A 13,822-nucleotide genomic window follows, 5' to 3' on the forward strand; every position below is an offset into this window, starting at 1 on the left:
TCGGTCAACTTTCCAGCCTGTTGAGCGGCGGCCGTTTGGGGCTCCAAATTGAGGTCTTGGCAGTCCGGAGCAAGTATGTTGCCTGAACCGAAGCGGGCAGGCGGGGTGCATGGACGTCCGATGTGATCGCTGTAAGTCGCAGTACCAGCTGGAGGACGCCCGAATCCCCGAGGCCGGTCTCACCGTTCAGTGCCCCACGTGCCAGTACGTCTTCGGCCTGAAGAAGAAAACGCTGCTCATCACGCTTGCGGTGAAGCCAGGCCAGGAGCTGTCCTCGCCGGTGGTGATCCTGGGCAGCTCCGCGCCCGTCGTGGCCCCCGACGAGGGCCCGGAGCCGGGCCTTCCTCCCGCCGGGGCCGGCGAGCGGTCCCGCGAGTGGCGGGTGCGCCAGGCCAGTGGGAACGTCTTCTCCCTCAAGGATCTCACCACGCTCCAGAAGTGGATCATCGAGCGCAAGGTGGTGCGCGATGATGAGATCTCCCTGACGGGGGACAACTGGAAACGGCTCGGGGACATCGCGGAGCTGGCGACCTTCTTCCAGGTGCTGGATGAGGCCCAGCGGGCCTCCCTGCTTCAGGCGCAGATGGAGCTTGGCAAGGCCCTGGGGACCCAGAAGCCGGGCGGGCCTGCGGGGGGAACGCCGGTGGGTGCCGGGAATTTGAGCCCCCGGCCTCAAGGCCCGGTGGCCATGCGGCGGGGCAGCCCTCTTCCGCTCCTGGTGTTGCTCCTCCTGGGGGCGGGCGGAGCCTTCTATTACTTCCAGGTGTGGGGTCCCCAACGCGAGGAGGCGGCGCGGGCGGAGTCCGTCCGGAAAGAGGAGGCGCAGCAGGCGCAGCTTCGCGCGGAGCGTGCCGCCGCCGAAGCCCCCCCCGCCACCCCGGACGCCGGGGGTGGGAATGACCCCTCGGACGCGGGGGAGGCGCTCGCCGCGGCGGTGCCCCCTGACTCCCAGGACGCGGGGGGGGAGGAAGACGCGGTGGAACTCGTCGATGTGGGCGCCCTCGCGGACGCGGGCGCGGATGCAGGGGAGGCGGTGGACGCGGGCGGGGAGGCGGACGCGGGGACAGACCTGGACGGGGGAAGCCCTCCGGTGAAGCGGCCCGAGCCCGTGCGCGACTACAACTACTACATGGCACAAGGCGACCGCCTGCGGGCGCGGGAGCGCTTCGTGGCGGCCGCGGAGGCCTTCGCGAACGCGGCGGAGCTCGAACCGGAGCGGGCGGAGCCCTACTCGGGCCGGGGGCTGGCGCTGCTGGACCTGGGCAACCCCCAGGAGGCGGCCAGGGAGTTCGAGCAGGCCCTCCGGCTCAACCCCCGGTACGGGGAGGCCATGATTGGACTTGCGGAGACCTACCGCTCCCAGGGAAAGAAGGCGGAAGCGATTCGCTACTACCAGCGGTACCTTGAGATCCTCCCGGAGGGTCCCGAGGCGGAGGTGGCGCGCAGCGCCATCGAGCGTTTGATGCAGTGAAGGAGAACCACATGGCCGAGTTCGACAAGCCGTCGTCCACCGAGGAAGAGTACTTCGCCCGCGAGGATATCGAGAAGAAGCGCAAGCTCGCCCTCCAGCAGTCCGAGCAGATGGCCGCCAAGCAGCGGGAGGAGCTCCAGAAGCTCCACTACATGAAGTGCCCCAAGTGCGGCCTGGACCTGCACACCCTGAAGAAGGGGCAGGTGGAGCTCGACACGTGCTTCAACTGCAAGGGGGTCTGGCTGGACGCGGGCGAGCTGGAGCAGGTGCTGCAGCAGGGCTCGGAGAACAATGGCAAGGTGATGGGCGCCATCCTCAACCTGTTCAAGGGCCGCTAGGAGGTCTCCCCGATGAAGCTCACGCTCGAGCAGGTCCGTCATGTGGCCTCCCTGGCCCGGCTGTCGCTGTCACCCGAGGAGGAGCGGCGCTACGCCACGCAGCTCTCGGCGGTGCTCGACGCGGTGGCCCAGCTCCAGGAGCTCGACGTGAGTGACGTGGAGCCCACCTCTCACGCGACGCTCGCGGCCTCGCTGTTGCGCGAGGACGTGACGCGTCCCTCCCTGCCGCCGGAGAAGGGGCTGGCCAATGCCCCCTCGAAGGTCGGCACCCGCTTCGCCGTCCCGAAGATCATCGAGTAAGGCCATGTCCCTGACCGAACTGTCGATGTTGGAGCTGGCGGCGAAGCTCGCCTCGGGGGAAGTTTCCTCCCTGGAGGCCACGCGCGCGTGCCTGACGCGCATTGCCCAGGTGGATGGGAAGGTGAAGGCCTTCCTGCGCCTGGACGAGAAGGGTGCCCTGGCCGCCGCCGAGGCCAGTGATGCGCGCCGCAAGGCGGGCAACCCCGCCAGCCCCCTGGACGGGGTGCCCATCGGGCTCAAGGACATCTTCCTGACGGAGGGCACGGAGACGACGTGTGCCTCGCGCATCCTCCAGGGCTTCGTCCCCCCGTATGACGCCACGGTGGTGCGGCTCCTGAAGGAGGCGGGCCTGCCCATCCTGGGCAAGCTCAACATGGACGAGTTCGCCATGGGCTCGTCCACCGAGGGCAGCGCGTTCGGCCCGACGTACAACCCGTGGGACCTGGAGCGGACCCCCGGCGGTTCCTCGGGCGGTTCGGCGGCGGCGGTGGCGGCGTGTGAAGTCTTCGGCGCCCTGGGCACGGACACGGGCGGCTCCATCCGCCAGCCCGCGGCGCTCACCAACACGGTGGGGCTCAAGCCCACGTACGGCCGGGTGTCGCGCTACGGCGTCATCGCCTACGCCTCGTCGCTGGACCAGGTGGGGCCCATGACACGCACGGTGGCGGACACCGCGGCGCTGTTGCAGCTCCTCGCCCGGCATGACCCGCTCGACTCGACCTCGGCGAAGGCCGACGCGCCCGACTACCGGGAGGACCTGGAGGGCGGTGTGCGCGGCCTCCGGCTGGGGGTGCCCCGCGAGTACTTCACCGAGGGCATGGACCCCGAGGTGGAGCAGGCGGTGCGCGAGGCACTGAAGACCTACGAGCGCATGGGCGCGACGCTGGTGGACGTGTCGCTGCCCCACACGAAGTACGCCCTGGCCACGTATTACCTCCTGGCCACCGCGGAGGCCTCCAGCAACCTGGCCCGCTACGACGGCATCCGCTACGGCCAGCGCGCGAAGGATGCGAAGGGGCTGAAGGAGCTCTACGGCCTGACGCGGGACCGGGGCTTCGGGGCCGAAGTCAAACGCCGCATCATGCTGGGCACCTATGCCCTGTCCGCGGGCTACTACGACGCCTACTACCTCCGGGCCCAGAAGGTCCGCACGCTGATCCGCCAGGACTTCGCGGGCGCCTTCGAGCAGGTGGATGCCCTGCTGTCGCCCACCTCCCCGGTGCCCGCCTTCAAGCTGGGCGAGAAGGTGGCGGACCCGCTGTCCATGTACCTCATGGACGTGTTCACCCTGCCGTGCAACCTGGCGGGATTGCCGGGCCTGTCGCTGCCGTGTGGGTTCACGAAGGCGAACCTGCCCATTGGGCTGCAGATTCTCGGCAAGCCCTTCGACGAGGCCCGTCTGCTGCGCATCGGCCGCGCCTTCGAGCGCGAGCACGGTTTCACCCGCCGGTTCCCGGCGCTCTAGAGGACCGCCATGCCCTTGAACGATTTCCAGGCCGTCATCGGGCTCGAGGTCCACGCCCAGCTGCTGACGAAGTCGAAGCTCTTCTGCGGCTGCTCCACGGAGTTCGGCGCGGAGCCCAACCAGAACACCTGCCCGGTATGCCTCGCGATGCCGGGGGTGCTCCCGGTGCTCAACCAGCGCGTGGCGGAGTTCGCCATCCGCACGGGGCTGGCGCTCGGCTGCACCATCAAGAAGACGAGCGTGTGGAGCCGGAAGAACTACTTCTATCCGGATCTGCCCAAGGGCTATCAAATCACCCAGTACGATCAGCCCATCTGCGAGTGGGGCGCGCTCACCATCGACACCCCGGAAGGGGAGAAGACGATCCGTATCCGCCGCATCCACATGGAGGAGGACGCGGGCAAGAACGTGCACGACGCGGCCGTGGGCGAGAGCCTGGTGGACCTCAACCGCGCCGGGGTGCCGCTCCTGGAGATCGTCAGCGAGCCGGACCTGCGCAGCGCGGACGAGGCGGTGGAGTACCTCAAGGCCCTGCGGGACGTGCTCGTCTACCTGGGGGTGAACGACGGCAACATGGAGGAGGGCTCCTTCCGCTGCGACGTGAACGTCTCGGTGATGCGCAAGGGCGAGAGCCAGTACGGCCAGCGCTGCGAGCTGAAGAACATCAACTCCTTCCGGTTCATCAAGCAGGCCGCCGAGTACGAGATTTCCCGGCACGTGGAGGTGCTCGAGTCGGGCGGTAAAATCGACCAGGAGACGCGGCTCTGGGACACGCAGCGGGGCGAGACGCGCTCCATGCGCTCCAAGGAGGACGCGCACGACTACCGCTACTTCCCGGAGCCGGACCTGCCGCCGCTGCACCTGCCGGACGCGCTCATCGACGAGGTGGCGCAGGGGCTGCCGGAGCTGCCGCGCGCGAAGTTCACGCGCTTCATGAGCCAGTACGGCCTGCCCGCCTACGACGCCAAGCTCCTGTGCGCCGAGCGCCCGCTGGCGGAGTTCTTCGAGGCGTGCACCCAGCACTTCAAGGACTACAAGAAGCTCTCCAACTGGTTCCAGGGGGAGCTGGCGCGCCTGCTGAACGAGAGCGGCGGCACGGTGACCCTCTCCACGCTCAAGTTCACGCCGGCGCAGTTCGGTGAGCTGCTGGGGGCGGTGGAGAAGGGGACCCTGTCGAACAACGCCGCCAAGGACGTGTTCGCGGAGATGTTCCGCGAGGGCAAGTCCCCGGAGGCCATCATCGCCGAGAAGGGCCTGGCGCAGGTCAGCGACGCGGGCGCGGTGGAGGCGGTGGTGGACGACGTGCTGGCCAAGAACGCGGGCGAGGCCGAGAAGTACCGCGCGGGCAAGAAGCAGATCTTCGGCTTCTTCGTGGGCCAGGTGATGAAGGCGATGAAGGGCAAGGGCAACCCCGCCCTCGTCAACGAGCTTCTCAAGAAGAAGCTCGGAGACTGACTCCCGCGGGCTACTTGATGAGGCCGATCTCCCGCAGGCGCTGCTGGAGAAAGGCATCCGCGGTGATAGGGGGCGGGGCCACCGGGTGCTCGGCGGTGGTGGTGCCCGGAATGGGCTTCAGCACGCACTGCGGATAGGGGTGGACGAAGAAGGGCATGGAGTAGCGGGTGGTGTCCTGCTCGCCGCTCTGCGGGTTCACGACGCGGTGCGTGGTGGCGGGGATGACGTTGTTGGTGACGCGGCTGAGCATGTCGCCCGAGTCCACGACGATCTGCCCGCGCAGCGTGTCCACGGGCAGCCACTCCCCATCGCGCGTGAGCAGCTCCAGGCCGGACGCGGTGCCCTCGCAGAGCAGGGTGATGAGGTTGATGTCCTCGTGCTCGGCGGCGCGGACCCCGCCGGGGATGAAGCGCTCCTTGAGGGGCGGGTAGTGGATGAGCCGGAGGATGGAGTTGCCATCCTCCGCCATGGCGCTGAAGGTGGTGCGCTCCACGCCGAAGTACTCCGCCAGGGCCTGGAGCATCACCGCCGCGGCCCCATCGAGCGCGTTGAAGAGGCTCCGCGTGTTCTCTTGGAAAGTGGGAACTTCCGAGGGCCACACGTTGGGGCCGTACTGGGGGGAGAAGTGTGGGTGGGATGCAGACAGCTCCCGTCCGACGTGCCAGAACTCCTTGAGGTCCCCCACGGTGCGGTTCTTCGCGTGCTCCTGGCCGTAGCCGGTGTAGCCGCGCTGGCCGCCGCCGCCCGGGACGGCGTAGCATTGCTTCACCGCCTCGGGGAGCTGGAAGAAGCGCTCCACGTCCGCATAGGTGCGGCGGATGAGGCCATCTTCGATGCCATGTCCCTCCACCGAGACGAAGCCAAACTCCTTGAGCGCATCCCCGAAGACTTGAACGAAGCGGGCGCGCTCCTGGGGCGTCCCGGAGCGGTAGTGGGCAAGGTGAACGAGCGGAACGCGGCGGGTGGACATGGGCGCGACTCTACCCTTCCGTAGGCCTGGAGGTCCTTCTGTCTACTGCCCAGGCGGGCAGGACGGACGCTTGCCGGAGACGCTCTCTCGAAACAGGCATGTCTGAAAGAACCGAAGTGCTGTAAAACCAGGGCGGGGGCCGGAGAAAGCGCGTCACGGGTGACTCCCTGCCAGAACATGTCGAGAATGGGCTCTGTATGAGGCTTGCTCCAGATGCCAGCGACGAATTCGAGCCCCTGGAGGCGGTGGAGGACGTTGCCGGCACCGATGCGTCCGAGGAACCGGATCCCCTGCTGGGCACGCAGCTCGGCAGCTTCCGGCTGATGCGGCGGTTGGGGCGGGGCGGGATGGGGGCGGTGTACCTGGGCGAGCACGTTTCCATCGGCAGCCGCATGGCGGTGAAGGTGCTGCACGAGCACCTGGCCGCGTATCCGGAGCTGGTGCAGCGCTTCCATGCGGAGGCGCGGGCCGTGAACCTCATCGGCCACGAGAACATCGTCAGCATCGTCGACCTGAACGCCGCGCCCCCTCGCCCGTACCTCATCATGGAGTACCTGGAGGGCATGCCGCTGTCCTCGTACGTGGGCACGCCCATGAAGGCCTCGCAGTGGGTGCCCATCCTGGCCCAGGCGTGCGAGGCGCTGCATGCGGCGCACCTGCGGGGCATCGTCCACCGCGATCTCAAGCCCGACAACATCTTCCTCGTGCAGCGCGCGCAGGGCGCCGCGCCCTTCGTGAAGGTGCTCGACTTCGGCATCGCCAAGCTCCTGGACAGCGCGGGCCCCCAGACGCAGGCCGGCATCATCGTGGGCACGCCCGAGTACATGGCGCCGGAGCAGTCCCAGACGGGGCGGATCGACGGCCGGGCGGATGTCTACGCGTTCGGGGTGATTGCCTACCAGCTCGCCACGGGGCAACTGCCCTTCACCGTGGAGGGGTCCGCCGCGCAGCTCGTGGCGCACCAGACGCAGCTGCCCGCGCCGCCCCGCTCGGTGTGTCCGGACGTGTCGCCGGTGATTGAAGCGGTCATCCTGCGGGCGCTCGCCAAGTCCATCACGGAGCGCTACCAGACGACGCTGGAGCTGCGCGCCGCGCTGGAAGAGGCGCTGGCCGAGGAGCGCCGGGGCGCGAGTGCCCCCGTGGCCGCCGCGCCGCCTTCCGGGGCCGCGCTCGATGCGCTGTCTCGGCGGAGGGCACGCCCCGTGGAGGTGCCGGCCAAGGTGGTGCTCCGGCCCGGTGCCCCGCCCGAGCAGCTGGTGTGCTCGGACATTGCCCGGGGCGGGCTGTTCCTGCGCATGGAGTCGTCCCTGCCGCCCCTCTTCTCACGGGTCCAGGTGACGCTGGAGCTGGACCGGGGGCCGCTGACGTCCACGTGCGAGGTGGTGCGGCACGTCACCCCCGAGCAGGCCAAGCTCTGGGGCATGGCGCCCGGCTTCGGCGTCCAGTTCGTGGAGCCTCCCGCGGACCTGAAGGCCGCCGTGGCCCAGATTCTGCGCGGGGGCACGGGCAACACCCCGCTGTCGGTGTCGCCACCGGTGCTGGATGCCGAGGTCTCCGCCCTGGTGGCGCCGTACCTCTCGCACCTGCAGCAGGACTACTACACGTTCCTGTCGCTCTCGCAGGACGCGGGCTTCGAGACCGTCCGGGGGCGGGTGAGGACCGCGCTCTCGGAGCTGGAGGGGCTCCGGGCCCGGCAGCTCTCCTCGGCCCAGCGGGCGCTGCTGGACTCGGTGCTCACGCGGGTCCGGGACGCGGGCGAGACGCTGGGCAACCTCACCCGGCGGGCCCTGTACGACGCGGGGCTGGGCAACTTCCGGGGCGTGGAGTGCTGCCTGGCCGCGGGGCTCACCGTCACCCAGCTGGATGCGCTGCACCGGGAGTTCCTGACCCGGAAGCCCAGCGCGGCGGGGGCCGCCCGGGTCCACACCCTCACGGGCAATGCCTACGAGCGGGATGGGCAGCTGGCCAAGGCCCTGGATGCCTACGAGCGGGGGCTGGCGGCCGATCCGCTCGACCTCCAGTTGCTGCAGCGCTACCGCACCGTGCGCCGGGCCCTGGCCCAGCGCCCCGCGCCCTGAAGAAAAAAGAAGAGCCCAGCTCCTCACGGGGAGCTGGGCTCTGACTACCTGCGCGGACTGCTGCCTAGCGGGCGATGCTGTAGTTCGCGGGGACCTTCAGCGAGCTGGCGGAGATGGACGCCGCACAAGCCCGGCTCACCTTGGTCACCAGCGTCGTGAAGCAGGCGCCGTAGGCGGCCTCGAACGGCTCGGAGTCGCTCGCGGAGCACTTGGGCAGGTCATTGATGCAGTCCGCGACGTCCTTGATCGCGTCCTTGTCGCTGTCCGAGCAATCCTCCAGCGCGTCCTTGCACTGGTCCCGCTCCTCGTCCGTGGACTTCTCGAAGTAGGACTCGTCGATGACGTTGCGGCAAGCCGCCGCTTGATCCGCCGCGAAGTCATTGGCATCCGCCAGATCGTCGCACGTGCTATCGCCACCACAGCCCACCAGCGCCAGGGACACCGCCGCCACACATGCCATCCACTTCTTCATGGGAACTCTCCTTGGGACATGAAATGAAGCGGCGGCATCCTAGCGATGGCCCCTCACGGTGCCAGGAGAGCCTGCAACCAGGCGGAAGTTCAGACGACTTTCATACTTTCCAGGTGTCCCTACATCCGTCTTGACTCCCCGGGCCTTCTCTCGTAGATCGGCCATCCTTTGCGTATCCGGGCGATCAGCCGTCCGAAATGCGCGGCGACTCCCACGGGTTGACCCAACCCGACCGATAGAGGGTTTGACGATGTACGCAGTGATTCGCACGGGCGGTAAGCAGTACCGCGTTGCCGAGGGCGATGTGCTCCGCATCGAGAAGGTCGCGGGCGATGTCGGCACTGAGGTGACCTTCAACGACATCCTCCTGCTGGGCGGCACGGACTCTCCCAAGGTGGGCCGGCCGACGGTCAGCGGCGCCAAGGTGGTGGGGAAGATCCTCGCGCAGGACAAGCACCGCCGCGTCCTCCATTTCCGCAAGGAGAAGGAAGGCTGGACGCGCCGCCGGGGCCACCGTCAGCCGTACACCGAGGTCAAGGTTACCTCCATCGCGGGCTAGTACCGGCTCATCCACTCTTCGGCCGCCTCTGGCGGCCCGTCTCACGTAGGACAGGTGTCATGGCTCATAAAAAGGGACAGGGTTCTTCTCGCAACGGCCGCGATTCGAATGCGCAGCGCCGGGGCGTCAAGGTGTACGGCGGCGAGGCAGTGTCCGCGGGCAGCATCCTCGTGCGGCAGCTGGGCACGGTCATCCACGCGGGCACCAACGTGAAGCTGGGCCGTGACTACACCCTCTACTCCACGGTGGACGGGGTGGTGAAGTACGAGCGGCTGGGGCGTGACCGCAAGAAGGTCTCGGTCTATCCGGCTGAGGCGAGCGCCGCCTAGGCGTTCCCTTCGGGCCTGGTCCTCCGGACGGGCCCTGTTGCATCCGAGCGGGTCGCTCCCGGTCCAGGTGCCTCAAGGCGGCTGGACACGAGGGCGGCCCGTTTTGCATTTTTCGACTCCTGCTTCCCCAAGCTGGGGTGAGGCCAGAGCCATGAAATTCGTCGATGAAGTCCGCATCTTCGTGAAGGCCGGGGACGGGGGGAACGGCGCCGTCTCCTTCCGCCGGGAAAAGTTCATCGAGCGCGGCGGGCCCAACGGAGGGGATGGGGGCAACGGCGGCTCGGTGGTGTTCGTGGCGAACCCCCAGCTCACCACGCTCCTGGACTTCCGCTACCAGCAGCACCACCGGGCGAAGAACGGTGAGAACGGCATGGGCAGCGACTGCAACGGCCGGGGCGCCGAGGACATGATCCTCCAAGTCCCGGTGGGCACGCTCATCCGTTCGACGGACACGGGCGAGCTGCTGGTGGACCTGAGCGCGCCGGAGCAGCGCTACGTGGCCGCCCAGGGCGGGCGCGGCGGCCTGGGCAACATGAACTTCGCCACCTCGACGCGGCAGACCCCGCGCTTCGCCCAGGATGGGACGAAGGGCGAGGAAGTTACGCTCACCCTCGAGCTGAAGCTGCTGGCGGACGTGGGGCTGCTGGGCTTTCCCAACGCGGGCAAGAGCACCTTCATCTCCCGGGTGAGCCGGGCCCGGCCCAAGGTGGCCGACTACCCCTTCACCACGCTGGTGCCGAACCTCGGCATGGTCCAGTACAAGGACAACCTCTCGTTCGTGATGGCCGACATCCCCGGCATCATCGAGGGGGCCAGTGAGGGCGTGGGGCTGGGCCACCAGTTCCTGCGGCACGTGGAGCGCTGCAAGGTGCTCATCCACCTCATCGACCTGGGCGCGGAGGGCGAGGGGCGCGAGCCCCTGCAGGACTTCGACATCCTCAACCGCGAACTGGGGAAGTACAGCGCGGAGCTGGCGAGGAAGCCGCAGGTGGTGGCCGCCAACAAGCTGGACCTCACGCACGCGCGGGAGCGCCTGGAGGCACTCACCAGCGCCCTGCGTGAGCGGGGCATCGCCGTGTTCCCGGTCTCCACCGCGACCGGCGAGGGCATGCAAGCGCTCATGGATGCCACCGCCGAGGTGCTCTTCACGGGCAGGACGGACAAGCTCCAGGTGGAGCCCCCGGCGAAGCCCGCGTCCCGGGCCGTCGTCAAGAAGGCCCCTGCACAGAAGGCGCCCGTGAAGAAGGCCGCCCCCCAGAAGGCCGCCGCGAAGAAGGTTCCCGCAAAGAAAGCGGCCGTGAAGAAGGCGCCTGCCAAGAAAGCCGCCGCTAAGAAGGCGCCCGCCAAGAAGGCGCCTGCCAAGAAGGCGCCTGCCCGGAAGGCCGCGGTGAAAAAGGCCCCCGCGAAGAAGGCCGCCGTGAAGCGGGCCCCCGCCAAGAAGGCTCCGGCCCGGAAGGCGTCCGCGAAGCGCGCGCCCGCGAAGCCGGTGCGCGCGAAAGGGCGGAGGTCCTAGGCGATGAGTGGGGGAGGTCCTCGGTACGCGCCATTCGAGGGCAAGCCCGTGGAGCCGGAGTCGCTCCTGCTCGACGTGCGCAAGGAGAAGATCGATCGCGTGGTGGAGCAGCGGACGCGAACGTTCACCGTCGTGCTGGACCGGTTGGAGGACAGCTTCAACATGGCCGCGGTGCTGCGGACGTGTGAGGCCATGGGCGTGCAGGAGGTGCACGTCGTCATCAACCCGGAGGCCCCGTTCCTCCCCAACTCGCGGGTGGCGCAGGGCTGCGACAAGTGGCTGGACGTGAAGCTCTACAAGTCGTTCGCCGAGTGCCGGGAGCACCTCAAGGGGCGGGGCTTCGCGCTGTATGCCTCGGCCATCCGGGAGGGCGCCGAGAGCCTTTACTCGATGCGCTTCGATTCGAAGGTCGCGATCGTGTTCGGCAACGAGCGCTTCGGGGTGAGCGAGGAGGTGCTCGCCGGGGTGGATGGCACCTTCTGGATTCCCATGCGGGGCTTCAGTCAGAGCATCAACATCTCGGCGGCCGCGTCCGCGTGTGTGAGCCGCGCCATGGCCTGGCGCGAGGAGCACCTGGGCAAGGTGGGAGACCTCTCCCCGGAGGAAGCCCAGGAACTCCGGGAGCGCTTCTATGTGCTGGCTGTCAAACAGAGGAAGCGGATTTTCAAGGCCCAGCAGCCGTGAATGAGGCGTTCCAGGCCGCGTCATGAAGGGATAGACGCCTTCTTCTTGGAGACCCCACTGTCATGCTGATCGAGACCTTGCTCGTGTCCTTGCTGTCCGCACAAGCAGCCCCTCCAGCGGCGCCTACCGCTCCCAAGCCCGCCCCCATGGCCAAGGGCAGCGTGGCCCCCGAGGTGAAGACGCTCGTCGACCGGATGCAGTCCTTCTACGAGAAGACCGAGGACTTCCAGTCCAGCTTCAAGCAGGACTACAAGTACAAGACGTTCCGCCGCACGCAGACCTCCACGGGCACCGTGACGTACAAGAAGCCCGGGCTGATGCGCTGGGAGTACGAGAAGCCCTCGCCCCGCACCTTCGTGCTCGCGGGCAACAAGGTGTACGCGTACGACCCCGGGGCGCAGAGCCTCACCGTGGGCAGCGTGGACACCAACACGCTCTCTGCCTCGGTGACGTTCCTCTTCGGGCAGGGCCGCCTAGCCGATGAGTTCAACATCACCAAGGGCACCTGCGCCGACTGCAAGGGCACCCTGCTGGTGCTGGACCCGGCGCAGGCCGACCCGCGCTTCAAGCAGGTCCGCCTGGAGGTGGACCCCAAGACCGCCCAGGTGCTCAAGAGCACCGTGATTGACCCGGATGGCAGCGAGAACGCCATCTCCTTCCTGAACCTGAAGACGAACGTGGGCATCTCGAAGGACAGCTTCCGGCTGGATCCCCCCGAGGGCACCCGCATCGACGACTTCACCAAGCAGGGAAAGTAGCCCGGCGTGCGTGGCGTGCTCCTCGTGGCGGTGCTGGGGCTCACGGGCTGCCTCCGGGGGGCCGCCGCCCCTGTACCCGAGAAGCCCCACTTCACCGGCCGGACCTTTCCGCTGCTGTCCTCCCCCGCGCTGCGCCTGTCCGTGCCGGGCAAGCTAGGGGACCGGCCGATTCCCATCCTGCTCGACGTGGCCCGGCCGCTCTCCCTGGTGGCCACGGCGTGTTTCCCCGGGGGCCCTCCACCTCCGGAAGGGAAGGTACGCGCCCCCGAGCCCAACGGCATGCGGGAGTGGGCCATGGTGCCGCTGCCCGGCTTGCTCGTGGGCGAGGTGCCCCTGCCCGGGTTCTCGGCGGGGCTCACGGGGGAGAAGTTCTGCGCGGTGACGCTGGGGGCGGATGTCCTGGCCCCGTATGCCCTCACCGTGGATGCCCTGCGCCGCGAAGTCGCCTTCGCCGCTTCCCGTTCGCGCGAGGCGTACGCCGCCGAGCTGGCCGCCCTGCAGGAGGATCCTGCTTGGGAAGGCCACCTGCTGGAGCTGAGCCGCGAGCCCATCGGGGATTGGCCCCTGCTGGCCGCGCGGGTGGGGCAGGGCGAGGCCCGTCTCACAGGCCCCCTGGTCCTCTCCACGAGGGATCCCTTCTCACGGGTGGCCTTGGGGCCCGCCGAGGCCCAGGGGTTGCGCCCGCTGGAGACGGCCGCGGGGCTGCCCCCGCGCGCCATCCTGGTGGACTCCGTGGAAGTGGCGGTGGGCCTGGGCGTTCACCCCGTGGTGGTCGAGACGGGAGGGTGGGCCTCCGCGAGCTCGCTGGGCCGCCTGGGGCCGGATGTCTGGGGCCACTTCCTCGCCACCGTGGACGTGCAGGGCGGGGTGCTCCTGCTGCGGCGGCCACGGGTGCAGGACTCGGGGAGCCGCCAGCGCTGTGCCCGGACCGGCAGCAAGGGCTTCGATGAGGAGTTCTGCTACGCGCTCCACACGCGGACGGATCCCGATGGGGTGCTGGCCCTCTCCGTGGCGGCGTACCGGGACCTGCCCGAGGGAGGCCGTCTCCACCTCGAACCCCTGGGGGAGGACGGCACCCCGCTTCAGACAGGTTGCCGCGTGGGCGTCACCTTCGCGCAGACGAGCCGCGGGGCGACGACGCAGCACCGCCTGCCCTGGCCCTCCCTGGCCCAGTCCATGCCCGAGTGCCACGCGGAGCTCTCTTCCGGAAAGGGCTATGCGCTGGCCCTCTTCGAGGAGGGCAGCTTGCCGGAGTGCTCATTGACCTGTGCCTTCGTGCACGAGACGCGAACCCGGCGGACGGTGTGCGAGTGCCCGCCGACGCCGCTGGGCGAAGGGGTGAGTGCTGCCCCGCGCAAGTCCAGGTCCTCGCGGCTTCCGCCCCTCGAGGAGCGGCGCCTGGAGCCCGAGGATCCGAAGTAACGGGCTGC

14 protein-coding genes are annotated in these 13,822 nt (G+C 68.8%); 12 read left to right on the top strand and 2 right to left on the bottom strand.

All coding sequences use genetic code 11. The annotated features are described in order from the left end of the window. The first annotated feature begins 109 nt into the window (after positions 1–109). The 5 genes from KY661_RS10460 to gatB are packed head-to-tail and all read left to right on the top strand — an operon-like array spanning position 110 to position 5,029. Positions 110–1,471 carry a tetratricopeptide repeat protein gene (locus KY661_RS10460; RefSeq protein WP_225410060.1) on the top strand — a complete coding sequence of 454 codons (1,362 nt, stop codon included), beginning with the start codon at positions 110–112 and terminating at the stop codon, positions 1,469–1,471. Between the two features lie 11 nt (positions 1,472–1,482). Then, the gene (locus KY661_RS10465; protein ID WP_225410061.1) at positions 1,483–1,809 is read left to right on the top strand and encodes a TFIIB-type zinc ribbon-containing protein; all 327 of its coding nucleotides are present in this window, start codon (positions 1,483–1,485) and stop codon (positions 1,807–1,809) included. A gap of 12 nt (positions 1,810–1,821) precedes the next feature. Next, positions 1,822–2,109: an Asp-tRNA(Asn)/Glu-tRNA(Gln) amidotransferase subunit GatC gene (gene gatC, locus KY661_RS10470; protein WP_225410062.1), complete on the top strand. Its 288-nt coding sequence runs from the start codon at positions 1,822–1,824 to the stop codon at positions 2,107–2,109. A gap of 4 nt (positions 2,110–2,113) precedes the next feature. After that, positions 2,114–3,574 (top strand): Asp-tRNA(Asn)/Glu-tRNA(Gln) amidotransferase subunit GatA, encoded by a 1,461-nt coding sequence (gene gatA, locus KY661_RS10475; RefSeq protein ID WP_225410063.1) that lies wholly within the window; start codon positions 2,114–2,116, stop codon positions 3,572–3,574. Between the two features lie 9 nt (positions 3,575–3,583). Beyond that, positions 3,584–5,029 (top strand): Asp-tRNA(Asn)/Glu-tRNA(Gln) amidotransferase subunit GatB, encoded by a 1,446-nt coding sequence (gatB, locus tag KY661_RS10480; RefSeq protein ID WP_225410064.1) that lies wholly within the window; start codon positions 3,584–3,586, stop codon positions 5,027–5,029. Positions 5,030–5,039: 10 nt separating this feature from the next. Here gatB and KY661_RS10485 read toward each other — a convergent pair whose 3' ends face one another. Continuing rightward, on the bottom strand, positions 5,040–5,999 hold the full coding sequence (locus KY661_RS10485) for an isopenicillin N synthase family dioxygenase (protein WP_225410065.1): 960 nt from the start codon (positions 5,997–5,999) through the stop codon (positions 5,040–5,042). Between the two features lie 197 nt (positions 6,000–6,196). On the opposite strand from KY661_RS10485, the gene KY661_RS10490 reads away from it, so the two are divergent. Beyond that, entirely contained in the window at positions 6,197–8,077 is a 1,881-nt protein-coding gene (locus tag KY661_RS10490) for a serine/threonine-protein kinase (protein ID WP_225410066.1), read from the top strand. A gap of 64 nt (positions 8,078–8,141) precedes the next feature. Here the strand turns inward: KY661_RS10490 and KY661_RS10495 are convergent, their stop codons facing one another. Beyond that, a complete protein-coding gene (locus KY661_RS10495; RefSeq protein ID WP_225410067.1) occupies positions 8,142–8,549 on the bottom strand; it encodes a hypothetical protein in 408 nt (135 codons plus the stop codon). A gap of 250 nt (positions 8,550–8,799) precedes the next feature. On the opposite strand from KY661_RS10495, the gene rplU reads away from it, so the two are divergent. From rplU to KY661_RS10525, 6 genes are all read left to right on the top strand, one after another. Beyond that, positions 8,800–9,108, top strand: coding sequence for a 50S ribosomal protein L21 (gene rplU / locus KY661_RS10500; RefSeq protein WP_075004604.1), 309 nt, complete (start codon positions 8,800–8,802; stop codon positions 9,106–9,108). Between the two features lie 59 nt (positions 9,109–9,167). After that, positions 9,168–9,437, top strand: coding sequence for a 50S ribosomal protein L27 (gene rpmA, locus KY661_RS10505; protein ID WP_075004605.1), 270 nt, complete (start codon positions 9,168–9,170; stop codon positions 9,435–9,437). A gap of 151 nt (positions 9,438–9,588) precedes the next feature. Next, positions 9,589–10,950, top strand: coding sequence for a GTPase ObgE (gene obgE, locus KY661_RS10510; RefSeq protein WP_225410068.1), 1,362 nt, complete (start codon positions 9,589–9,591; stop codon positions 10,948–10,950). 3 nt (positions 10,951–10,953) lie between these two features. Beyond that, a complete protein-coding gene (locus KY661_RS10515; RefSeq protein WP_225410069.1) occupies positions 10,954–11,634 on the top strand; it encodes a TrmH family RNA methyltransferase in 681 nt (226 codons plus the stop codon). 62 nt (positions 11,635–11,696) lie between these two features. After that, positions 11,697–12,392, top strand: coding sequence for a LolA family protein (locus tag KY661_RS10520; RefSeq protein WP_225410070.1), 696 nt, complete (start codon positions 11,697–11,699; stop codon positions 12,390–12,392). A gap of 6 nt (positions 12,393–12,398) precedes the next feature. Further along, the gene (locus KY661_RS10525; protein WP_225410071.1) at positions 12,399–13,814 is read left to right on the top strand and encodes a hypothetical protein; all 1,416 of its coding nucleotides are present in this window, start codon (positions 12,399–12,401) and stop codon (positions 13,812–13,814) included. The last annotated feature ends 8 nt before the right edge of the window (positions 13,815–13,822 follow it).

Origin of the sequence: Allostigmatella hybrida, assembly GCF_020103775.1 — a bacterium.
Lineage (GTDB): Bacteria > Myxococcota > Myxococcia > Myxococcales > Myxococcaceae > Hyalangium > Hyalangium aurantiaca.